General features: G+C 48.8%; 28 protein-coding genes and 2 pseudogenes. 10 read left to right on the forward strand and 20 right to left on the reverse strand.

Annotated features, from left to right (window positions below; genetic code table 11):
• Window positions 1-323: 323 nt before the first annotated feature.
• The 5 genes from JZI27_RS15750 to JZI27_RS15770 all read right to left on the reverse strand — a co-directional run bounded on the left by JZI27_RS15750 (window position 324) and on the right by JZI27_RS15770 (window position 3,945).
• Window positions 324-644: an SDR family NAD(P)-dependent oxidoreductase gene (locus tag JZI27_RS15750; RefSeq protein WP_122908951.1), complete on the reverse strand. Its 321-nt coding sequence runs from the start codon at window positions 642-644 to the stop codon at window positions 324-326.
• Between the two features lie 158 nt (window positions 645-802).
• Window positions 803-1,399, reverse strand: coding sequence for a sulfite oxidase-like oxidoreductase (locus JZI27_RS15755; RefSeq protein ID WP_122908950.1), 597 nt, complete (start codon window positions 1,397-1,399; stop codon window positions 803-805).
• Window positions 1,400-1,540: 141 nt separating this feature from the next.
• The gene (locus JZI27_RS15760) at window positions 1,541-1,972 is read right to left on the reverse strand and encodes a CoA-binding protein (protein WP_280208197.1); all 432 of its coding nucleotides are present in this window, start codon (window positions 1,970-1,972) and stop codon (window positions 1,541-1,543) included.
• A gap of 44 nt (window positions 1,973-2,016) precedes the next feature.
• The gene (locus JZI27_RS15765; protein WP_251244626.1) at window positions 2,017-3,516 is read right to left on the reverse strand and encodes a leucyl aminopeptidase; all 1,500 of its coding nucleotides are present in this window, start codon (window positions 3,514-3,516) and stop codon (window positions 2,017-2,019) included.
• Window positions 3,517-3,573: 57 nt separating this feature from the next.
• On the reverse strand, window positions 3,574-3,945 hold the full coding sequence (locus JZI27_RS15770; RefSeq protein WP_122908947.1) for a DUF309 domain-containing protein: 372 nt from the start codon (window positions 3,943-3,945) through the stop codon (window positions 3,574-3,576).
• A 221-nt stretch (window positions 3,946-4,166) separates the two neighbouring features.
• Between JZI27_RS15770 and JZI27_RS15775 the strand changes: the two genes are divergently transcribed.
• Together JZI27_RS15775 and JZI27_RS15780 are read left to right on the forward strand one after the other, a co-directional pair.
• Window positions 4,167-4,646 carry a divergent PAP2 family protein gene (locus JZI27_RS15775; protein ID WP_245996770.1) on the forward strand — a complete coding sequence of 160 codons (480 nt, stop codon included), beginning with the start codon at window positions 4,167-4,169 and terminating at the stop codon, window positions 4,644-4,646.
• Between the two features lie 25 nt (window positions 4,647-4,671).
• Window positions 4,672-5,448, forward strand: coding sequence for a cobalamin-binding protein (locus tag JZI27_RS15780; protein WP_280208201.1), 777 nt, complete (start codon window positions 4,672-4,674; stop codon window positions 5,446-5,448).
• 130 nt (window positions 5,449-5,578) lie between these two features.
• Here the strand turns inward: JZI27_RS15780 and JZI27_RS15785 are convergent, their stop codons facing one another.
• The 3 genes from JZI27_RS15785 to JZI27_RS15795 form a co-directional block, all read right to left on the reverse strand.
• On the reverse strand, window positions 5,579-6,199 hold the full coding sequence (locus JZI27_RS15785; RefSeq protein ID WP_251244624.1) for a 3D domain-containing protein: 621 nt from the start codon (window positions 6,197-6,199) through the stop codon (window positions 5,579-5,581).
• Window positions 6,200-6,348: 149 nt separating this feature from the next.
• On the reverse strand, window positions 6,349-6,609 hold the full coding sequence (locus JZI27_RS15790) for a YuiB family protein (RefSeq protein WP_122908943.1): 261 nt from the start codon (window positions 6,607-6,609) through the stop codon (window positions 6,349-6,351).
• Between the two features lie 178 nt (window positions 6,610-6,787).
• Complete coding sequence (locus tag JZI27_RS15795) at window positions 6,788-6,931, reverse strand: YuiA family protein (RefSeq protein WP_183184975.1); 144 nt, start codon at window positions 6,929-6,931, stop codon at window positions 6,788-6,790.
• A gap of 215 nt (window positions 6,932-7,146) precedes the next feature.
• On the opposite strand from JZI27_RS15795, the gene JZI27_RS15800 reads away from it, so the two are divergent.
• Window positions 7,147-7,428 carry a MarR family winged helix-turn-helix transcriptional regulator gene (locus tag JZI27_RS15800; RefSeq protein ID WP_280208204.1) on the forward strand — a complete coding sequence of 94 codons (282 nt, stop codon included), beginning with the start codon at window positions 7,147-7,149 and terminating at the stop codon, window positions 7,426-7,428.
• A gap of 18 nt (window positions 7,429-7,446) precedes the next feature.
• Here JZI27_RS15800 and JZI27_RS15805 read toward each other — a convergent pair whose 3' ends face one another.
• From JZI27_RS15805 to JZI27_RS15815, 3 genes are read right to left on the reverse strand one after another with little or no spacing between them, the layout of a single operon-like run.
• Window positions 7,447-7,923, reverse strand: a complete 477-nt coding sequence (locus tag JZI27_RS15805; RefSeq protein WP_251244622.1) for an NUDIX domain-containing protein — start codon at window positions 7,921-7,923, stop codon at window positions 7,447-7,449.
• A 58-nt stretch (window positions 7,924-7,981) separates the two neighbouring features.
• A complete protein-coding gene (locus JZI27_RS15810) occupies window positions 7,982-8,233 on the reverse strand; it encodes a hypothetical protein (protein ID WP_122908940.1) in 252 nt (83 codons plus the stop codon).
• 4 nt (window positions 8,234-8,237) lie between these two features.
• Window positions 8,238-9,428 (reverse strand): NAD(P)/FAD-dependent oxidoreductase, encoded by a 1,191-nt coding sequence (locus JZI27_RS15815; RefSeq protein WP_122908939.1) that lies wholly within the window; start codon window positions 9,426-9,428, stop codon window positions 8,238-8,240.
• 386 nt (window positions 9,429-9,814) lie between these two features.
• On the opposite strand from JZI27_RS15815, the gene JZI27_RS15820 reads away from it, so the two are divergent.
• Together JZI27_RS15820 and JZI27_RS15825 are read left to right on the forward strand one after the other, a co-directional pair.
• Window positions 9,815-10,825, forward strand: coding sequence for an NAD(P)/FAD-dependent oxidoreductase (locus JZI27_RS15820; protein WP_280208207.1), 1,011 nt, complete (start codon window positions 9,815-9,817; stop codon window positions 10,823-10,825).
• 214 nt (window positions 10,826-11,039) lie between these two features.
• On the forward strand, window positions 11,040-11,318 hold the full coding sequence (locus JZI27_RS15825; RefSeq protein WP_280208208.1) for a hypothetical protein: 279 nt from the start codon (window positions 11,040-11,042) through the stop codon (window positions 11,316-11,318).
• A gap of 27 nt (window positions 11,319-11,345) precedes the next feature.
• Here JZI27_RS15825 and JZI27_RS15830 read toward each other — a convergent pair whose 3' ends face one another.
• The 5 genes from JZI27_RS15830 to JZI27_RS15850 all read right to left on the reverse strand — a co-directional run bounded on the left by JZI27_RS15830 (window position 11,346) and on the right by JZI27_RS15850 (window position 15,473).
• The gene (locus tag JZI27_RS15830) at window positions 11,346-11,894 is read right to left on the reverse strand and encodes a hypothetical protein (RefSeq protein ID WP_280208210.1); all 549 of its coding nucleotides are present in this window, start codon (window positions 11,892-11,894) and stop codon (window positions 11,346-11,348) included.
• Between the two features lie 165 nt (window positions 11,895-12,059).
• Window positions 12,060-12,419 carry a hypothetical protein gene (locus JZI27_RS15835; RefSeq protein WP_251244620.1) on the reverse strand — a complete coding sequence of 120 codons (360 nt, stop codon included), beginning with the start codon at window positions 12,417-12,419 and terminating at the stop codon, window positions 12,060-12,062.
• 160 nt (window positions 12,420-12,579) lie between these two features.
• Window positions 12,580-12,966 carry a cupredoxin domain-containing protein gene (locus JZI27_RS15840; protein WP_122908935.1) on the reverse strand — a complete coding sequence of 129 codons (387 nt, stop codon included), beginning with the start codon at window positions 12,964-12,966 and terminating at the stop codon, window positions 12,580-12,582.
• A 125-nt stretch (window positions 12,967-13,091) separates the two neighbouring features.
• Complete coding sequence (locus tag JZI27_RS15845) at window positions 13,092-13,916, reverse strand: metallophosphoesterase (protein ID WP_280208213.1); 825 nt, start codon at window positions 13,914-13,916, stop codon at window positions 13,092-13,094.
• Window positions 13,917-13,970: 54 nt separating this feature from the next.
• Entirely contained in the window at window positions 13,971-15,473 is a 1,503-nt protein-coding gene (locus tag JZI27_RS15850; protein WP_280208215.1) for a DUF4153 domain-containing protein, read from the reverse strand.
• A 139-nt stretch (window positions 15,474-15,612) separates the two neighbouring features.
• Here JZI27_RS15850 and JZI27_RS15855 point away from each other — a divergent pair, with 139 nt between their 5' ends.
• A complete protein-coding gene (locus tag JZI27_RS15855; RefSeq protein ID WP_280208216.1) occupies window positions 15,613-16,071 on the forward strand; it encodes a DinB family protein in 459 nt (152 codons plus the stop codon).
• 84 nt (window positions 16,072-16,155) lie between these two features.
• Here JZI27_RS15855 and erpA read toward each other — a convergent pair whose 3' ends face one another.
• Together erpA and JZI27_RS15865 are read right to left on the reverse strand one after the other, a co-directional pair.
• Window positions 16,156-16,512 (reverse strand): iron-sulfur cluster insertion protein ErpA, encoded by a 357-nt coding sequence (gene erpA, locus JZI27_RS15860; RefSeq protein WP_122908933.1) that lies wholly within the window; start codon window positions 16,510-16,512, stop codon window positions 16,156-16,158.
• A 180-nt stretch (window positions 16,513-16,692) separates the two neighbouring features.
• A complete protein-coding gene (locus tag JZI27_RS15865; RefSeq protein ID WP_122908932.1) occupies window positions 16,693-16,920 on the reverse strand; it encodes an aspartyl-phosphate phosphatase Spo0E family protein in 228 nt (75 codons plus the stop codon).
• A gap of 255 nt (window positions 16,921-17,175) precedes the next feature.
• Here JZI27_RS15865 and mqnE point away from each other — a divergent pair, with 255 nt between their 5' ends.
• Window positions 17,176-18,279 carry an aminofutalosine synthase MqnE gene (mqnE, locus tag JZI27_RS15870; RefSeq protein ID WP_251244617.1) on the forward strand — a complete coding sequence of 368 codons (1,104 nt, stop codon included), beginning with the start codon at window positions 17,176-17,178 and terminating at the stop codon, window positions 18,277-18,279.
• Between the two features lie 101 nt (window positions 18,280-18,380).
• Here the strand turns inward: mqnE and JZI27_RS15875 are convergent, their stop codons facing one another.
• Window positions 18,381-18,641 carry a DUF1450 domain-containing protein gene (locus JZI27_RS15875; protein ID WP_280208220.1) on the reverse strand — a complete coding sequence of 87 codons (261 nt, stop codon included), beginning with the start codon at window positions 18,639-18,641 and terminating at the stop codon, window positions 18,381-18,383.
• 174 nt (window positions 18,642-18,815) lie between these two features.
• Here JZI27_RS15875 and JZI27_RS15880 point away from each other — a divergent pair, with 174 nt between their 5' ends.
• Both JZI27_RS15880 and JZI27_RS15885 read left to right on the forward strand, forming a co-directional pair.
• Window positions 18,816-19,883: an NAD(P)/FAD-dependent oxidoreductase gene (locus JZI27_RS15880; RefSeq protein ID WP_280208221.1), complete on the forward strand. Its 1,068-nt coding sequence runs from the start codon at window positions 18,816-18,818 to the stop codon at window positions 19,881-19,883.
• Window positions 19,884-19,990: 107 nt separating this feature from the next.
• A pseudogene (locus JZI27_RS15885) lies at window positions 19,991-20,077 on the forward strand (NUDIX hydrolase); the annotation flags it as partial.
• 183 nt (window positions 20,078-20,260) lie between these two features.
• Here the strand turns inward: JZI27_RS15885 and JZI27_RS15890 are convergent.
• Window positions 20,261-20,842, reverse strand: a pseudogene (locus JZI27_RS15890) (beta-eliminating lyase-related protein); the annotation flags it as partial.
• A gap of 231 nt (window positions 20,843-21,073) precedes the next feature.
• Between JZI27_RS15890 and JZI27_RS15895 the strand changes: the two are divergent.
• The gene (locus tag JZI27_RS15895; protein WP_122908926.1) at window positions 21,074-21,331 is read left to right on the forward strand and encodes a hypothetical protein; all 258 of its coding nucleotides are present in this window, start codon (window positions 21,074-21,076) and stop codon (window positions 21,329-21,331) included.
• The last annotated feature ends 23 nt before the right edge of the window (window positions 21,332-21,354 follow it).

Consider the following 21,354-nt stretch of genomic DNA (forward strand, 5'->3'; position numbering starts at 1 on the left):
CAAAAACAGGAGTAGATATGCTTTGGTCGTTAACTTTTTCACGTACTTGTCCTGATCCGTTTCGTCTATCCGTTATTGAAATTTCACAATATTAATGGGTGAAATGTATTTACCAAATGAAGAAAATAGGCGGTTTTCAAGTGATGCAGCACTTTCAGTTCTTTCCAAGCCATTTTGATTTCGGCAGGGAGTTGATTGTTTTGTTGAGTTTGCTCTATCATAGAAAGGACACCTCTCCTGTATGGTAGTGATTCCTCGACACTTTCACTTTACCAAACGGAGTGGTGTTTTTCTATTTTTCAAGGAGTACTCTAAAATTGGTTTTAGACTTGCTGTACCAAGGGAATACGCTCATTTTCGCTCTGCGAAAGTTGAGTTACCAATATATGAACGGCTCCGTAAATGGAAACTACTTTTTGGACCATTGCCTCGACTTGCTCTTTGTTCGTGACATCTGCTTGGATAGCTATACAGTCACCACCGTGCCCTCGAATGGCTTGAACAGTTTCTGTCGCACCCTTTTCGTTTGAATTGTAATTGATAACAACCTTCGCCCCTCTTGAAGCCAATAGTTCCGCTGTCGCACGACCAATTCCAGAACTTGCTCCCGTAATAAGCACTACTTTTCCGTTCAACTCCTGCATAGTTTCTCCTCCAACCTATTCATTTATTTCAATATTTTGATAGTACAGCAAATACAAATCAGTGTGTCAAAATCATCCTCTCATAACGAAACAGCAGGAGAAAATAATTTCTCCTGCTGCGCACACTGCCCAAAATTATTATGTTGCTCGGTTAAGGACTAATCCCATGCAAACCTCTGCTCTTTCCACGGATCACCGTACATATTGTACCCATTCTTCTCCCAGAAGCCCTGCTTGTCTTTCTCCATAAACTCAATCCCGCGCACCCACTTGGCGCTCTTCCAGAAATACAGATGCGGAACGACAAAACGAAGCGGCCAGCCGTGTTCCGGGGTTAGCTCCTCGCCATTGTGCTTGTTCGCAAAGAGATTGCCAGGAGTGAGAAAATCCTTGAGTGGCAGATTGGCTGTCCAGCCGTGCTCCGCATGCAGCATGACGTATTTGGCTTCTGGCTTGATCCGGACCAGCTTGGTCACTTCTTCTACCGGAACTCCTTCCCACTCGTTATCCAGCTTGCTCCAGCCTGTCACGCAGTGGATGTCGTTGGTCGTATTGCCCTTTGGCAAAGCCATGACCTGCTCATAGGAAAGCGTTACCTCTTCCTCCACAAGTCCAAAAATGCGCAGGTTCCACTGGGTTGCCAGATCGGTATACTCGGGTACCTCACCGTAATGAAGAACAGGAAATCCTGTCGTTTGCTTCTGATTGGGAGGAATCCGATCCTGTTTCGTCTCCGCTGACGGGTTGAAAAACATGTTGCCCACTCCTTCCACGATGTTTTCGTATGCTTCTTTTCTTATCACATCAAGCCCTGCTCCGCAAGAGATGTTTCTCCACGAAATGTGCTGGCTGCATGTGTGACAAAACCCCCGCGAGGAAGCGAGGGTTTTGCTTTCTTATTTTCCGATTCGCAGCAGTGCATGATCGACCTTGATGCACAAATCGCTGACGACCTCGATTCCAGCTTCGCTGACTTGCTTAGCCGCTTCGTCATTGGAAATCCCTTGCTGCATCCAGAACACTTTCGGCTTGTTCTTCATGTTCAAGGTTTCCTGCGCTACTGGCGGGATGTCCTCGCTTTTGCGAAACACGTTGACGATATCTACTGGCGAATCGATTTCAGCGAGTGTAGCTACTGCCTTTTCTCCCAGAACCGTCTCACCCGCAATCACTGGATTGACCGGAATGATGGTGTAGCCCGCGTTTTGCATGGCGGCTGCTACCATATAGCTCGTGCGGTCCGGTTTATTGGAGAGACCCACGACTGCGATTGTTTTCGCATCCTCAAGCAGTTGGCGACGTGTTTCATTACTTGGATTTTGTACCATGAACTCCACTCTCCTCTATATGATTAATGGTTTGAATGAATTTGTCAGGCTTTCGCTCGATTGGTCACGAACTGTGTGATGGTCCTAGTCATGACACCTGTACCACCGGCTGGCTGCATATCGCCCTGATTGACGTTGTAGGCTGTACCCGCGATATCCAGATGCACCCACGGCGTATCCTCGGCGAATTCCTGCAAAAAGACCCCACCGACGATGGCATGACCGTTGCGTCCACCCGAATTCTTCAGGTCGGCATAATGACTCTTGTTCAATTCCCGGTATTCTTCAAAAGTAGGCAGCTGCCACAAACGCTCACCCGCTACCTCTGCAGCATCCAGCAGCTCGTTCACCAGCTCCTGGTTATTGGTCATGGCACCGGAGCAGTAGTTCCCCAATGCAACGACAATTCCACCCGTCAAGGTAGCGGCATCTATCAGGCAGGATACTCCCTGCTCCTTGGCGTAGGTGATGCAATCTGCCAGAACCAGACGGCCTTCTGCATCTGTGGTGATGATCTCCACGGTTTTTCCGCTCATCGTGGTGATGACATCTCCTGGTCGGAACGCCGAACCCGATGGCATATTCTCGACCGTACCGATGACTGCAAGCACATTCACTTTTGGCTTGAGCTGTCCCAGCGCTTCCAATGCGCCGATCATCGCTGCTGCCCCGCCCATGTCCGACTTCATATTTTCCATACCTGCGACCGGCTTGATGGAGATGCCGCCTGTATCAAACGTAACCCCTTTTCCGATCAAGCCGATCACATCATCCCAGGTTTCCCGTCCCTGGTAGCGAATGGCGATTACGTAAGGCTCCTCCACACTTCCCTGTGCGACGGAGAGGACGCCCCCCATGCCCAGCTCCTCCAGCTTTGCTTTTTCCAGCACGTCAACCTGCATGCCATGGCGTGTAGCCACTTCCACCGCCGCATCCTTCAAAACGCGAGGTGGCAAGTAATTACCCGGCTCATTCACGAGAGTACGGGCGAGATTCGTGCCCTGAACCAAGGCCCATCCGCGCCCAACGCCTGCGCTGATCACTTCGTTGGCATCTTCTGAAGCCAGGATGCGCACGGTGTCGACTGAATCCGTCTCACGCTTCGCTTTTTTGCGATATCCCTCGTAATGATAGTCAGCCAGCCCGAATGCTTCTGTCGCCGCCTGCGCTACCCGATCCGCGTCCAGTCTGTCTGTCGTCGGCAGATCGATGGCTACCGTTTTGCTGCTTCCCTTGGAAAGTACGGTTTTCGCCGCTTTTCCCCACGCATTGCGAGCAGCGACAAAATCGAATTTCTCCGGTTCGCCCATGCCGATGACGATCAGCTTTTTCGCAGCTATTCTGCCCATTCCGTGGATCACCGCAACAGCTTTGGCATCGCCACTTATTTCCTTGTTCTCTTGAAGCGCTTCCAAACCGCCGTCAAAAGCCTGATTCAGCTCCGGGTAAACCTGCGCTAAAGACTCGCCTTTCCATAGAGGAACAATCAGTTCGTCACATTCGGTGCTCACGAGCTGCATCCGTTTTTCCACGATTACTTTCATATACTCTTCCCTCTTTCCCTAAGTTAGGATACAATTATCATCGCATTTGTTTTTTCACTAGCTAGTGTCTAATCGCAAACGATAAGTAGGATACGAGATGGCCTTTGCTTGGGCATAAGGAATGACTTCGACATCAGGAAGTGTAGCCTCACAGGTTTGTATGTATGTGATCACGTCATGGACATCAAGGCCCCAATGATTGGGACTATAGCGCAACAGATACTTGCGCGCGTTGCCGAGCATCCAGCGAGCACCTTTAATATTGCCGTACTCCAGATGGTATAGGCCGACAGACAGCTGCAAAAGTCCTTGCAGAAACTTGTCTGATTTATCCTCCATCCAGATTTCCTCCAGCAGGTCGTGGCACTCGTAATACTCGCCTGCATTGAACTTATCGATGAACTGAAGATATTGCTCGGGAAAATGCATCCCATGCACCCCTTCCGTTTCCCCCGTTCACTTTCATCGTATCACAGATTGTCATTCGCTGACATCCAGTAAAAAGGGCATCAACACTTTTGACGAATGCGTGAGCGATCATACGCACTCTCTAAAAAAGATCAAGCTTTTTCTTATAAAGTTAACGGATGATCCATACGCCCATCTGTTACAATAAACCTAGAAGCGTACATAGAAAGGAATGGAATTCTGTGGCAAATGACTTTCTCGATAACTTTCCCTTGTGGGCTGCGCTGCTTGCCATAGGAATTGCCCAATTCATCAAAATCCCGTTGCATTTTCTCACCACGAAAACGTGGATGTGGTCCTTGATGTTTAGTACGGGCGGCATGCCCAGCTCCCACTCCTCTGCCGTCACTGCTCTCTCCACTGCAGTAGGATTGCGCGAAGGCTTTGGCAGCAATATGTTTGCCATCTCCGCCATCTTGGGAGTCATCGTCATGTTTGACGCTGCTGGGGTACGTCGTCATGCCGGGATGCAAGCTGCCGTGCTCAATAAGCTGGTTGATGAGTTCAATCACCTTTTGGAAAACATGAAAGTGTTCAGAGCACGCCCTGCACAGGAAAAGGCAAAAAAATTAAAGGAACTGCTCGGACATCAGCCCATTGAAGTTCTGATTGGCGGTACGCTGGGCGTTGTAGTCGCACTGCTCGTCCATCCGCTTTTCTAGGAAATGCCCTGAAGGAGGAAGGTTCATGCGTATTGTATCCATCTGTCCGAGCAATACGGAAATCCTTTACTATTTGGGACTTGGCCAGCAGGTAGTCGGGCTCGATAATCATTCTGACTGGCCTGCTGAATGGCAGCATCTGCCGCGAGTCGGTCCTGACCTGACGATTGATATGGACCGGGTGGCTGCACTGCAGCCCGATCTCGTGGTCGCCTCGCTCAGCGTTCCGGGAATGGAAGCCAATATCGATGCGTTGCGCGCTCGCAGCATTCCGCACATCGTCCTGAACCCCTCTCGTATCGGGGAAATACCAGATGATATTCGGCTTGTCGGAGAAGCGACAGGAACACAGCAAAAAGCGGCGGAACTTGCGGCTCAATTTGACGAAAGAATGGAAACCATCCGGCAAAAAACCTCCTCCTACGAGCAAAAGCCAGCTCTGTACTGGGAATGGTGGCCCAACCCGATCTATACGCCTGGGGGAGAGAACTGGCTGACGGATGTCAGTGAATGCGCGGGCGCCACAAACATTTTCGCTGATTATCCGGTCGCCAATGTAAAGGCGACACGTGAAATGGTAATGGAGCGAAATCCGGATCATATCTGTGTAGTCTGGTGCGGAATCGATCTGAAAAGAATCAAGCCAAGCATGATCACAGAACGACCTGAATGGCAGGATATGAAGGCCATCCGTCTAGGCCAGGTCCATCTCTTGGAGGAAGGGCTCTTCTGTCGTCCATCTCCTCGCATTCTCGATGGATTGGAGCAGCTGGTCTCTCTCCTTCACCCCAACGAACATTAGATAATCCGCCTACGCCAAGCTTTTGGCGAGCCTTAATACCCAAAGGGTACGCGTGCACCTATACTTTCCAACAGTACAAAAAAACGTCCAAGGCCGATTGTCATTTGCCCTGAACGTTTTTTTCCTTTTCTTACTGGACGGGGTCTGCCATAGCCGCTACGCCTCTTTGGTTCAGAGAATTGAGGAAGGCTTCTGTGACCTTGCCCTCTCCCTTCTTTACCACGTAGACATCTACGGACTTTTTCCCCCACAATTTATACACATCTTGTTTCGTTTCGAAATATAGATCAATCTTGTTTCCGCGAATGGCCCCTCCTTTATCGGCTACAACTCCGTACCCATAACCAGGAATGTACAGAATCGTCCCCAGTGGGAAGACACGCAGGTCAGCAGCGATCGTCGAATAATCATCTCTTCGCACTTTGACACCCGAATAGGTAATGCCGTAGGACGGGTGCGATGGGTCCTTGCCGGTAGATTCTACTCCGGCGTAATAGCCTGTAGCAACAACACGCACTTTTGGATATTGATCCAGCATGCTTTCCGTTTTATCTATCACCTGTGTGAGTGAGCTGGCGGATACATTCCGCTTTTTGACGACTCGCTGACCTTCCTTGACTTCCTTGATTCCAAACGCGGAGTTGGCTCTCAGACCATCTCCTACTGCGTTATAGCCGTACCCGTCGCTGGCAAAGCCACTCAAGATCATGACGCTCAGCATGAGGATACTTACTATCCGCTTTCCATTCATTTCTGATAACCTCCTCTCGGTTCTAGTCATGTCCCGAGGAGGAGGAAAATATACACAAATTTTGTTCCGTTACAGAAATATTCGGTTTTTTTGTGATCTTTCCATTTGCATGAAAGTAAAAACAAGCCTTTTTCAAGGCCTGTCCGCTGTTAAAACATCCGATATCCTTTTTTGCGAAGCGTTTGAATCGTCCAGCCGCTGGCAATCGTACCGATCATTCCGCAGCCCAGAATAATAGCATCCCAAATGCCTGGAACAATGCCCTGGAAAATCAGCGTGCCTACCAATATTCCAATCGCGATGACAACAGGAAACCAGGTTGTACGCAAAATCATGTTAAAAATAAATCCGATCCCAAAGCCAAGAACGGAGAAGAGGACAATGGAAACGATAAATTGCAGCACACTCATGGACCTATAGACCTCCTGCCTATCTTTGCACCGAAAGACGAACCTATTGAAAAAAGATGGCTTGTTTTCGTATCTCAGTGTATCGAAATCAGTGGAACAGGTCAATACCACCAAGCGCGCAGCAAAAAGCCGAATCGCGAAATGCGATCGGCCTGTCAATTCCATTTGATCTCTTTCGTTACTTGCTTCCAGAGGTTACCGTCTCTTTTAGGGAATATTCCCCTGTGCCTTCACACCCCGGACAGCTCTCCGTTCCTCCCAGCAGCAGTTGAAAGTACCCTTCTCCCTTGCAGTATGGGCATTGTTCTTGATTCGTTCTCATGCTGATCTCCCCTTTCCAATTCATGCGCTGGCAAATATTGCATGTATTTTCTGATTATTTAGATGAATTCAATAATAACATTTGTTTTTTTCTTTTTTCAAACAGCTTCATCCCTAAAACAGCAAAAGTACCGCGGATGTAAGCGATATCATCTTTCTCTATCTACGTCATTCTCTGAATTTCTTGATTTTTTATTCAACCAATCAGCCGGTAAAGTGTCCACAGAGCAATGGATCATCCTCAATGAGCTATGGCGAAAGGATGGCTTGTCCCAGCTGGAGCTGGCTACAGCAACCATGCGTGACCAGCCAAGTACATCCCGTATTATCAATACGCTTACGAAGCGAGGTTTGGTCTATCGGGCCCAGGATTCCCTGGATAAACGAAAAAATCTCATGACGATCGCCGAATCCGTGAAAGGCATTGCTCCGAAAGATCTGGACACTTGCATGGAGGTTTTACGTCTCATCAGAGCCAACACCCGTTCGAATCGATAATTCTCTCCCCTAGTCCTGTCATTTGAAGATCTTGTACGAGGTATAGGAAAACACAGGATCGATGTCGTGGCTTTGCCCGCTCAGCCCGCTCTCCCGTTCCTTGTATTTGGGCAGGATGATCTTCAGGTAAGTCGAAGAAAGCGGATGCGTCAACAGCTCTTCGATGGGCATAAACCGCGTCTCCAGAATCTCTCCTTCTTGTGGACGCGGTTCGCCGCTGACGTAATCCATCCAGAAGACCACCATGTTGTCGCTGATGCTTTCACGAATCACACCGGAGCGGATCGCAGCAACGTGACGAATGATCGCCTCGATGCCTGTCTCCTCCAAGACCTCTCGAACGGCAGCCTCGTCTACTGTCTCACCCTCCTGGACAAACCCCGCCGGAAACGACCACTGCCCCTTCAAACCGCTGTACGCCTTTTTCACAACCAGTGCTTCTTCACCGCGAATCACAATTCCGCATGCACCAAGCCATACCTTGCCTGCTCTCATCTATTTCGCACTCCTTCTCGATGCAAAACCCCCGAACTAAGGTCGGGGGCACATGTGTCTATTCGTCGTCTTCATCCAACAGTCCATTGTCGATCATATAGCGGAGGTTTTCTCTGTCCCGCTCACGCCCTTTTTCCTTCAACCGCTCTATCGCGGGCAAGATCAAAATGTCCACTTCGCGTTGCACATGCCAAGCCAGGTCGTGTCTGTGCTGCTCTTCCAGAAACCCGCCTACTTCCATTAAGGCATTGTAGCGATCAAGCTCTTCTCTGGTCATCAATCCTCTGACCTGTACACTCGCATGACGCATGGCTCTACAGCTTGACTTTCTTCATCGCGAGGCCAACGCCGCCGATTTTGTACAAGTAGCGCAAATCACTCGCTTTTTTCATCATCGCTGCCGTGCTGCCAAACAGCTTTTTCGAGCCTACCTGACCGATCCCTTCGCCTTTGCCCAAGGAAGCCAAGGTTCCTTGCAAATGAGGGGTAAACTTGTGCGGCAGCTCGCCGCGCAGCATAGCGACCAGGTTGTCACCCAGGGTTTCGCCTTCCTGTACAGCGATCTGTGCCGTTGGCGGGTAAGGACGGCCCTCTTCATTGAAAATCAGGGCGCAGTCTCCGACGACGAACACATTTTCATGACCTGGCGCACGCAAGAATTCGTCTACCTTGACGCGTCCACGCATGACTTCAAAGCCTGCTTTTTCCACGATGCTGTTGCCGCGAACACCTGCCGCCCAGACGACGGTCTTGGATTTGATCTCTTCACCGGTCGCCAGCAGGACACCATCCGGCGTGCATTGCTTAATTGGTGTGCCGATTTTGAATTCGATTCCTTTGCGCTCCAAAACTTCCATCGCATAGCTGATCAGCTCTGGATCAAAGCCAGGCAAAGCTGTCGGAGCCGCCTCGATGCAATATACCTTCACGAGCGAAGGATCGACGTCGAATTCCTCGCACAGCTCAGGGATGCGATCGCCCAGCTCGCCGCAAAACTCGATTCCGGTAAAGCCTGCTCCCCCAACGACAAAAGTGATGTAGTCGGTGCGCTCCGGCTCGTTTTTATACTTGGAGAACATGTACTCGATATGCTCACGAATGTGGCGCACAGCGTTGATGCTGCGGATGCTAAAAGCGTGCTCCTTCAAGCCTTCAATGCCAAATGTTTCAGGCTCGCTGCCCAGTCCGATGACCAGATAGTCGTAGGAAAGGACTTCTCCGCCTTCCAAAGTGACAGTCTGCTCTTCTGATTGGATGGATTGAACCGTCCCTTTGACAAAATTGACCTTGTTTGTGTTGATGATGCCTTCCAGATTGACACGTGCATGATCTGCCGAAGATGTTCCCGCTGCCGGCTCATGCAGCCAGGTTGTGATGTAGTGGTAGTTATGCTTGTTTACCAAAGTAACTTCTGCTTCATTGTAATTCAGCTTCTTCTGCAGTTGCAGAGTGGTTAATAATCCTCCGTAGCCTGCACCTAGGATGAGGATTTTGGGTGTGCTCATGGTATCCCTTCCATTCGTTTGTTTGGTATTTGGTGGAAGTTTGTGCGAAATTTCACTTGATTAGTTAGTAGTAAGATGCCCATCATGATTACATACGTATGAACGGAATAATTGCCCTGTCACTTTGAACGTCCTACCTGTGAAAAAATGCACAAACTTGATCGAAGCAAAATGTGACAATTTTTTTACAGTCACTCCCATCATATCGGCAGTGATTCGCTTTTGCAAGGCTTTTTTGTATGATCTGAATATTTCGGGCTCTGCCAAAAGCTTGCCAGCATGCATTCTCTTTTCCAGAAAACCTTCATCGTTGGCGCTTTTTTTCAATTGGAAGTACAGGTATAATGAGGAAGGAGTTTGTTCAGAATATTTCGGAGGTGCTGAGATTGAATTTTCTGCAAAAGGACGAGCAAGTCTATGACATCACGATCATTGGCGGCGGACCTGCCGGCTTGTTTACTGCTTTTTACGGCGGAATGCGACAAGCTAGTGTAAAAATTATCGAAAGCATGCCTCAGCTTGGCGGGCAGCTTTCTGCTTTGTATCCGGAGAAATACATATACGATGTAGCCGGATTTCCTAAGGTTTTGGCCCAGGATCTGATCAATAATCTGAAAGACCAGATTTCCCAATTCCAGCAGAGCGTATGTCTTGAGGAAAAAGTGGAAAACGTGGTGAAAAATGATCAGGATGTGTTTGAGATTACGACCGACAAAGGCATCCACTACTCTAAAACGGTGATTATTACCGCAGGTGTAGGCGCATTTGAGCCGCGCAGACTGGAGCATCCAGACGCCGTCAACTACGAAAAATCCAATCTGCACTACTTTGTCACCGATCTGAACTCCTTCAAAGGAAAGCGCGTAGCCGTCATTGGTGGTGGCGACTCTGCCTTGGATTGGTCTCTGATGCTGGAGCCTATCGCCAAGGAAGTGACGCTGATTCACCGCCGGGACAAATTCCGCGCTCACGAGCACAGTGTAGAAATGCTGATGTCCTCCAAAGTGAACGTAAAAACTCCTTATGAAATCTCTGCTTTGCACGGAGAAAACGATATTGAACGCATCACCCTGGAACACTGCACAACCAAAGAGCTGAAGGATCTCGAAGTAGATGCTGTCATCGTCAACTTTGGTTTCATCTCCTCCCTCGGCCCCATCAAAAATTGGGGACTGGAACTGGAAAAAGGCTCGATCGTGGTCAATTCCCGCATGGAGTCGAATATTCCAGGCATCTACGCAGCAGGAGACATCGCGACATATCCAGGTAAAGTAAAGCTGATTGCAGTCGGCTTCGGTGAAGCTCCTACTGCCGTCAATAACGCCATTGCCTACATCAACCCCAACGCAAAATTACAGCCTGGGCACTCTTCCAGCATGGATAATTTCAAATCGTAATTGTACACGTAGAATTAGATTTCTCTACATTCTGACTAGACGAACTCCACTAAAGCCCTGCTGCCACTCGCCTAGAGTAGCGCAGGCTTTTTTTCATTGAAAACGTCCCCTCTCATCGGGGGATCGAAACCAAATAAACGGTCCGTTCATCCTGCATATCCCCTCCCGCCATCGCACACAGTAAAAGAAAAGAAAGCACGGGGAGGTTTACACCATGAGTCATCTGTGTCCAGTTTGCAATGGCTTTGATACGTTGCAGGAGGAGTGTCCCCGCTGCCAGCAGCCGTTGATCGATGGTGGGCGCCTGTATGACTATTACGGCGACTACAGTCCGTACCGGGAGATTGACGATTCCAAGCTGGACAACGGATATGCAGATTTTATCCACCACCAATGCCTGCATGTCTGCTGGTGTCCCGGGTGCAGTGCGGAACAAACCGTCATCGTGCAGGAGTGGAATGCGTTTGAACAGCAAAAGAAACAGGACGTATGAGCTTGTACGTCCTGTCGATGTCCAACCTTATTTTTTGGTCTCTGCCAGCTTCTTGGCCATCCGTTCATTCTTGGCTTTCAATTGCTCCAATAGCTTTGGCAGCACTTCCTTGATTTTCGCCGCATCCTCGGTCTCGATTGCCGTATCGAACTCTTCATGCACCTTTCTGAACTTCTCCATCTTCGCACGTCGATCTGTATCCTCGCCTTGCTTCTCCTTGCGATCAGCGGACTCCGGCGCTTTTCCTTTTTCCTCTACTTTTTCTTCCTGACCAGATGTTTCTCGTGCGGCTTTCAGCTCGGTGATCAGCTTTTCACGCTCTTTCAGTACAGTTTGCCATTCCGCTACCTGGGACGGTGTGTACTTTTCTGCCAGGAGCGTCATGTACATTTTCTGGTGGGCGCTCATACGCATGCGGAATTTATGGTGACCGTGATGGTTATTTTCCTGCTCGGGAACCGATGTGTATGTACCTGCTTTCGGCTGTACCTGATGATCAGCTGCCTGAGCGCCGAAAGGCATCACCATCCCCATCAACAGCACAGTTGCTACTATTCCTTGTTTCCAATGCTTCATTCTTTTCACTCCTTGTACTTTTGTTTGGTTCTAAAAATAGGTCACAGGAAAGCAATGCGAAGAAAACCTCGCTGGGGCCCCGCTCAAATTAGAAGAGCATGTTTTAGAGGGGGGCTTGCTTGAGGCATCGGACTGATTACGCTTGAGAGCTTATTACCGATACGATTAGAAAGGCTTTAACTCTTCTCGATCCAATCCAAACAGCTTCACGATTCCCATCTCCTCCAGATCGTTTCTGGTTTTTGGGGTCCCGTTCTGATAAATGATCTGGTAAATCGCGCGCAGGTTGTCATCGTATTCATCGTTGTCCCGGTCTGGCATATCGGACCAAAGTGTGTGGCCATGCATCCACATCATGAAATCTCCATGAATACAGTTGTTGAACAAATCACGCAACATCCCTACTTCTACTTCAGTCGCCTCGATTTCATAGTCGTACGTAGAAGAACCTTTGACGTTGCGGATCTCGGCAACCGTCGTCCCGGACTGCAATGTGACGTAATAGTGTTGTTTCTCCAGGTCCATCCATCTCCTTTTTTCCTGCTTCCATGTTCGACCTGTTCGCTTCCTGCAAACCTGCTTTCTTACCTTGCACCAATTCAAGGTAAAATATGTATAAAAATTAAAAAGCACCCTGCCCGATGACGGACAAAGTGCTTGGTAACAAGGTTATCGGACTGTAGCCTTACTTCACGACCAGTGTGGCAACCATCTTGCCGTGGTCAGGACCGCAAGTGATGTTACAGAAGATTTTATATTCTCCTGGCTGATCTACTTTCAGTGTTTTGCTGCCGTCCTTTTGCAAATCTACATCGAGGCCTTCAATTCCGATTCCGTGGAAACCCTCTGTGGACTTGAAGTTGATGGTGAATTCTTCGCCAGCTTTTACTTCAAATGTATCCTGATTAAATTTCCAGTTGCTTGCTTCGATGTTTACCTGTGTTCCAGAAGAAGCCGCAGCGGGAGCCTCGTTGCCACTGGCAGCCTGGTCTTTTGTTTCTCCACCACATGCTGTCATTAACATCGCGGATACGGCTACTGCCGACACCAGCAAACCCCACTTCATTTTCATAAGAGACCCTTCTTTCTTAAAATCTTATTCTAATCTTTACAATTCCATTGTACTGAACAGTTGATGTCCAATATATGGGAAGCTGTGAACGAATCATGACAAACTGGCAAAGGTTTGGTGAACTTCTATCTTTTCTCATCCTTATTGATGCGATAGATGGTGACTTCCGGAAAACAATGCATGCGCACCGGTATTTTCGTCGTTCCGAGACCTCGGCTAATCGCAAAGATCCCGACCTGCTGATCCGCTTTGGCACCGATGTGAAAATGCTTGTAAGCACCTGCCGTTTTGCCCAGGATCCGGATTTGTCCGCCGTGTGTATGACCCGTCAACAGCAAATCAGCAGTCAGTTCGTGTCTTTTTATAGAGGAAATGATGTTTGGCGAATGCGCGAGAAACAGGGTGAAGGCCTTCTCTTTTCCCTTTCCGTCATGTTCGCCCGTATAGCGCTCATTTCCGTACTCCGAGTTGTCAAAGCCGTACACCTCGAGCTTCCCCGTATGATAGGAAAGGCTGGCACCACTGTTTTCAAGTACGATCATGCTTTGCTGCCAGACTTGCTTCATCCTGTTATACGTGTCTTTCGGGTACTTTCTTTTTCGAAAGCCTCGCAGCTCTTCCCGCTCGTAATTGCCTGGCACAAAAAAGATCCCGTCTTTCGCCCGTATCCTGGCTATTTCTCTCATGACCCCCTCCAGCTGCTCTGGATGCTGCGCCAAATCCCCCGTCACACATACCAGATCGGGCTGCCAATCGTTGATGAGACGGTGCAAGGAACCGTTGAGAAAACGGGTACGGCCGTGAAGATCCGAGATATGGACGATGGTCAAGGCCGGGAGTCGGGCATGGTTCATGTCCACAACCGTCGTTTGCACGAACAAAGTGTGAATGAGCAGCCAAGCAATAACGCTGATTCCTGCAATGATCGTTGCGATGAGACCAATCTCCACGCCCTTCCCCCCTTCCCTGATCCGTTGCCTGATGAATCCTTCGAAAAAAGCTGGCTATCTTCCTGCTGACTGGCTCATCCATTTTTTTGCCTGATAGGTGGAAAAATTAAAGGACTGCCATTGGTCATTCGCTGGGAGCTTTGCAATTCGCCTCTCCAGCTTGGAAACCACCTCGCTCCCAACCCTCTCATCCTCTGCTAGCGAAAGTATGATCGGAACTGCGTCATACGACAGCTCTGTCAGATAATCGATGTCGAGTATCTTTGAGTCGTGATAACGGGCAATGTTGTTTTTGGCAATGATGGCATCCATGTTGACATAGTTCAAGAGAACGTAGGAAGCCAGTCCAACAATCGCAAAGGATTGGATCAAGGAAAATCTGTCGTGCCAGATCTTGACCAGCGAGATGACCAGCAAGACGGCCAGGAAGATCATAAACGCATGGCCCAGCAGGCGCGAATAGGTATACCCGTAGTACGCTTCATACAAGGAAAGGCGGAAATACGCAGAGAACAGCATGAATCCGGTACCAACGGTCAACAGGCTGAGCAGACCTTGAATCAACCGATACAGCAAGCGCTTTGCACGGGAGGCAAAATGCATGGTCATCAAAAGAATGGCGAAGTTGATCAGAGTGACCATCACCAGCTCGTTGAACCCGTTTTTTGCATACTCCGCGTATGTCATCCCCGCAGGTAGAAGCATTTTGTTTCCCGTGAACAAATAGGAGATCTGTATCACCGTAAACGCGATGTACACGATATTGATCATCGTCAGGACTGTCACCATGATAACCCCATCCCAGACGATCTTCTGCTCTTCGCGGGTAGGATCCGGGATCTCGACATGCTCCTCACGCTCTTCCATCAGCGCATGGAAATAGGCGAACAGCCCCAATGCCACCAGCGCAATTAAAAAGAGTCGCCATAACGTCTCAAATGAAGTCCAGGACAGCAGTACCCGAGGAATTTCACTCAGAAAGAAACCAAACACCCCGTCTGCTTGTGACAGAAGCGACAGCACAACGAGCAAGATAGGAAGTGAAATTCCGATTCCCGTGGCGACCTTCAATCCGACACCGTACTTTTTTTGATCGACTCTGCTTTTGAGCCACTCCTTCATTCCTGAAAAAGGTGTCCTCACATGCCGCAGGGTATGAATGAACACGATCCCGAGCAGCTCGCCCAAAAAGTCCAGTGTGTACCATTTTTTGCGATTGCTTTCCGTCAGCAGAATCGTCTGGACGATGAACAAGAACGGAATCAGCAGACAATTGATGAAGTGAAACAGCGTGTTGGAAAATAAGAGAAAGGTAGTGGAAAGCAGAAGAATCGGCAGCGATAACCCCCAGGCGAAGAGATGGCGACGCCGGAGAACCAGCATACTCTTCTGTTTCGCCTGCCAAAAAAACAAGGCATAGACGCTGAAGACAAACAACATATAGGAGATTCCAATATCCTTGCCGAAGAACAGAAAATCTGCCCAGATCCCGATCACAAGTGAGGCTATGCCGAGACGCAGCATCCCTTTTTGCGCGGTTGTTTCTTCCATCATCATTCGTCGCACTCCTCTAATGGATATTCGCTGGTAAATACGAGGAGGACAGCGTGTACGATACAGCCAGGTTCCAAAATCCCCCAGACAGTCCTTCGCCAATCGCTTACACTAGTAGAAAGATGATGAGGGAGTGATTCCTTTGAAGGTTCTTTTTCGCTACAACTGGGAGGTACGGAGGGAGTGGTTTGAAAGATGCAAACAGCTCTCGCACGAGGAATTGCTGAGAGATCGCATCGGTGGGGCAGGCAGCATTCTTTACACCCTCTATCACATTGCGGACGGGGAGTATAGCTGGATTCGCGGCATTCAGGGGAAGCCGGACGTGCAGGTGCCTTTTGAAAAAGTGAAGACTCTCCAGATCATCCGGGAGTTGTCTGATACCTGGCTAGAGGAGGTCGCCCCCTTTGTCGAAGGCTGGTCGAGCGAGCTGGACCGCGAAATGGTTCACATCTCCTGGAATGAGCAGCCCTATGCACAAGGCGATATTCTGCGCCACCTGATCGCTCACGAAATCCATCATATCGGGCAGCTATCCATCTGGAGCCGGGAGCTTGGGCTTGCGCCAGTGTCGGCCAGTTTGGTGGACAGAAAGCTGTAGATGAAAAAGAAGACCTCTTTGACGGCAATTGAATCTCGCCAGTCAAAAAGGTCCTCTTTTCTCTATTCCATGTTCATGCTCGGATTAATCGCACTTCTCTTCCTTGCCCTTGGCCAGCGCCGTCTTGAACGACGACCCACAGCCACAAGAAGCGATCGCATTCGGGTTGTTGACGGCAAACCCACCGCCCATCATGGACTCCTTGTAGTCGATTTCGGTACCTTTAATGTATAGATAGCTGTCCTGATCGACAACGATTTTAATTCCGTCCTGCATGAAGGTCTCGTCGCCTTCCTTCATCTCTTTATCCCAGCCAATCCCGTAGGAGAAGCCACTGCAACCGCCTGGTCGGACACCCACTCGCAAAAACACGTTTGGATCATTTTCTGCAGCCAGCATTTCCTTTACCTTCAGGCTGGCTTGCTCTGTCAATGTAATCATGCTTGTTTCCCTCCTTTGCCAGGTCACTTGGAGCACCTGCTTCCTTATACTCAGTATACAAAAGAAGCATCCTCTCCCACAAGGTTCCCCTACACTTACGGAGCCCATTCTCTCCCCCAGAGGGCAGGACTTCGATTTCTGGGCAGGGAGACAAAAGAAAAAAAGAGAGGCTCTCCCTCTCTATGCAAAATGCGCTTGGTTTTCCCTTAGAAAAAACCGATACTGTTTCTTATTGGTATTGTCTACTGCCTGAGACAGAGAATGATCGATATGGTTTAATTCGTTGTGTAGTTTGTCAATTTGTATGCTGTATTCTAGGACTTTTGGATGATCCAGTCCAAACTCCAGCCCGAAGTTAACCATTCGCTGTCGAAGGAGTTCGATATTTTCGAGTAAAATGTCCCGCATTTTGGAGCTCCTCCTAAAAGTAGATCGAACTAACATACCTATATCTTACAAGAATAGCCTAGATATAGCAAACAAATTTTACCACCATTCTCCTATCTTTGGTTGCTTTTTGCCGAGAATTGTTAGAATTTTACAGTCGACACTTGGAGAACTTATGATATTGTTCGTGCATGGTAAGAAGTTTATAATATAGATGCCCTTGTGTCCGATTTTCAAGCCGATTTTTTTATGACTAGTAGAAAGGAAGTGATTGGAATGGCACTCGGTACTATTGCCATCCAAGACAAATCGCTTACCGGTGTAGCAGAAAAAGTTCTCCACGGCGAACGCTTGACCCTTGAGGATGGCGTTGCACTGTTTCATTCCAACGACCTGCTCACCATTGGTCAGCTAGCCAATTTCGTGAACCAGAAGAAAAATGGTGACAATGTTTACTTTTTGCAAAACCTTTACATTAATCCGACGAACGTCTGTGAAGCGCATTGCAAGTTTTGCGGATTCCGTCGAGATCAAGGTGAAGATGGCGCCTATACCATGAATATGGAAGAGCTGCTGCACTATGTAGAAACGCGCTTCCATCCAGGTATCCGCGAGTTCCATATCGTAGGTGGCCACAACCAGCACATGCCATTCGACTACTACCTGGATACCCTGCGCACGCTGAAAAAAGCATATCCTGACGTGACGATCAAATCGTACACAGGTGCAGAGATCGAGTTCTTCTCGCGCATCGCCGGCCTCTCCATTCGCGAGGTGCTGCAAGAACTGATGAAAGCAGGTCTGCAAAGTCTGACTGGTGGCGGTGCGGAGATCTTGACCGAACGCTATCGCATGAAGATGAGCCCGGAAAAAGCGAGCACGGACATGTATCTGCAGGTACACCGTACTGCGCATGAGCTTGGTTTGAAAACCCATACTACCATGCTCTACGGTTCGATCGAGACATTGGAGGAGCGCGTGATCCACATGCTGCGCCTGCGTGAGCTGCAAGACGACACCAACGGCTTCATGGTATTCATTCCGCTCGCTGTACAGCCGATCAAAGCAACAGCTGGAATCAAACGCCGCAACTCCGCGATTGATGACCTGAAAACGATGGCAATCAGCCGCTTGATGCTGGACAATTTCCAGCACATCAAAGCGTACTTCATCAACATCGGTACCCAACTGACTCAGCTCTCTCTGACGATGGGAATCTCCGATGCCCACGGTACCTTGATCGAGGAGCGCATCAGCCATGCGGCAGGAGCTTTGACGCAACAAGCGCTGACTGTCGATGAGCTGGTCTGGCTGATCAAAGGTGCAGGCAAACGCGCCCTGGAACGCGATACCTTCTACAACGTAATCAAAGAGCACTAATTCAAAGAAAAAAGCTGATTCCATCTCTTGGGAAAGATACATGGAATCAGCTTTTTCTTTTTTTGCCATAGTAAGAGGAAGCAAGATCAGGTGGTTTACGTTTACAGCGGCAAATCGCCGTAGATGTCTTCCTCATCCTGCAATTCTTTCTTAATTTTATCCAACAACGCCTCTGCACTCGGCGCTTGTACCAGTTTTCCGTTGACCAGAGCGAACGGCTCCATATAGCACTCTCCACAATAGCCTAAACAACCGTATTCGAGCACGTCCACATCCAGCTCAGGATCGTTTTCCAGCGCATCCACCACGACTTGTGTGTAAGAAGCGACGTTGCTCGCGCAAAATTCTACCAAGGGCTTCATCGTTTGTCACCTGCCAATTGCCAAGACATATTCATGACCTTTATTGTACCTCGTCTTCGGTAAAAATCCAGCGGAGATTACGGGAAAAAGATTCTGCTTGCAATTTTGGTGAAAGAGAACTAAAAATAGAATGGGTGCTGTAAAAAACGGACAGAAGAAAGGACTAGACCTTCTATGAAACGACTTGTGATCCTTGGCGGAGGATACGGGGGTCTTCGTATTATTGAGCGAGTCCTGTCCCCGGAATTGCCGGACGATGTAGTGATCACACTAGTAGACCGGATGCCGTTTCACGGTTTGAAGACAGAGTACTATGCTCTGGCTGCAGGGACACAGCCAGAATCCCATCTGCGCGTCGCCTTTCCCAATGATCCACGCCTGACGGTGAAATACGGCGAGGTATCAGCAGTTGACATGGATGAGCAACTGATCAGTTTTGCCAACGGGGACAGTCTCTCCTATGACTGGCTGGTGATCGGTTTGGGCTGTGAGGACCGATACCACGATATCCCCGGAGCTCAGGAATTTACCTGCTCCATTCAATCCATGCGTTCCACTCGTAACACATACACAGCGATCAACGGTCTAAACCCGTATGGTACCGTCTCTGTAATTGGTGGCGGTCTGAGCGGTGTGGAATTGGCAGCTGAGCTGCGCGAGAGCCGTCCTGACCTGAATATACGGATTATAGACCGAGGACAAAGCATTTTGAGTCCATTCCCGAAAAAGCTGCAAGAGTATGCATCTCAATGGTTTATTGAACATGATGTGCAGCTCGTTTCGATGGCTAGCGTGACACGTATCGAGCCTGGTGTGGTCTACAATCACAATGAACCGGTAGATAGCGATGTCATCGTCTGGACAGCAGGAATTCAGGCCAACTCGATACTGCGAAATCTTCCTATTGAAAAAGACAACATTGGACGTGCCAAGCTGAACTCGTACCATCAAATTCCTTCCCACCCCAACGTCTATGTCGTAGGGGATTGCGCCAGCACAGAAATTGCTCCAAGTGCGCAAACCGCAGAGCTTCAGGGTGATCAAATCGCCATGATTCTGAAGCTGGATATCAAGGGAGAAATGTTCCCTACTGCCTTGCCACCACTCAAGCACAAGGGCTTCCTTGGTTCGCTGGGGAAAAAAGAAGGCTTTGCCAGCATGGGAAAAGTCTCTTTGGTCGGTCAAATGGCACGCGTAATCAAAAGCGGACAGCTGTGGATGTACAAAAAGCATATGGGATAGCTGAAAAACCTATTTGGCCCACTAGCCGGATAGGTTTTCTTTTTTGTGAAGAAATGTGCGCTCGTAACGTTTGATCGTTCGAAACGTAGTGTCTTCCCGGTGGCTTGATGGAAATTGGGGAAACCTTTCTGGAAACTCTACTCCGTGAAGTTCAGGAAGAATCAGGCCTCGTCCTGGAAAATCCGACCCTCTTCGGAATTTACTCTGGTCCTCACGGTTACAAGAAATATCCCAACAAGGACAAGGTCTACAGCGTGCAAGTGAACACGGATTCTTTGAACGTGACTGCCTCCCCCAGCCTCTCAATGAAAATCAAGAGCCCTTTATCCGGGATTGGGCACGAGGTATCGAAACACCTGTTGTCCGATGAGCGTCCACTAGGCCTGGAGCGCTTTTATTCTCTCATTCAGCAATTGAAACGCTCTCTTCAAATCTTCCTTGGGTACCTGATCATAGCGATCTCCAATGCTCACCTCATAGTAACAACCCGTCTCTTTGTCATCTCTCAGATAATGAGTCAGAGCAACATTCGTCTCCTCGTAGATCGTGACCAATAGCGGCTCCAGCTTCTCTTTTGGCACTCCGACATGGACATGAAACATGTTGGAGACTGGAATCGCGGGTCGAGTGACAATCGCGTGGCATTCATTATACAATTGGGCAAGCTCGATTGCGTTTTCGTAGTATTTTGGAAAACGATGCTTCCTTTGCTCGAAGTAGTGGTCAGCGCTGACAATATACGGGTACAGACTGATCAAATCTCCGCCGTGACGTCTTTTCCACACCTTGGATTCGGTAGTAAAAGCTTCGTCTCCTGCGAGGATAGCTCCCGCGATACCGCCAATTCCTTTGTAGAAGGACAGGTAAACACTGTCGAACAAAGCGCAAACCTCGGCTGCCGTCTTTTGATAATAAGGGAGAACCTCCAAGAGTCGTGCGCCATCCAGGTGGATTTTGATTTCCTCGTTCGGTGACCGGTCAATGGGTATTTCGCTCGATCATAGGCCTGTTGCAAATGCGTCATTGGACTCATCGGGTACAACTCCTTTTCTGTTTCAAAGGGTAAAGCTCTACTCTCTCCTCTGACTATACACCTACTTTCCTTAGGGAAAAGCATAATCACATGTTTTTTTACTGAAGATTTCAACAGGTCGTATTAGATTACCCCATTTAGTAAGGAGTGAGGAAGCATGGAACCCATTGACAAGCGAAATCGTTTAGACGACGAGCCCTTTAGCTACCGCATTGCCAAAAACAATACGATTTTCCTCGACTATCTAGGCAAGCAGGTAAAAATGCTGAAAGGAAACGATGCTGAGAAGTTTCTCCAAAAAATCAACGCAGCACAGGATAGCAAGGAGGTACAGCTCATCCTGGCGAAAATTACTGGAAACTTCAAAAGAGGCAATGAACGCTTGGCCTCTTCTAAGAATAAGAGATTTCCCTAGCATTATCCGGCAAAAAATGCACG

Source organism: Brevibacillus sp. AY1, assembly GCF_029870785.1.
Taxonomy (GTDB): Bacteria; Bacillota; Bacilli; order Brevibacillales; family Brevibacillaceae; genus Brevibacillus; species Brevibacillus invocatus.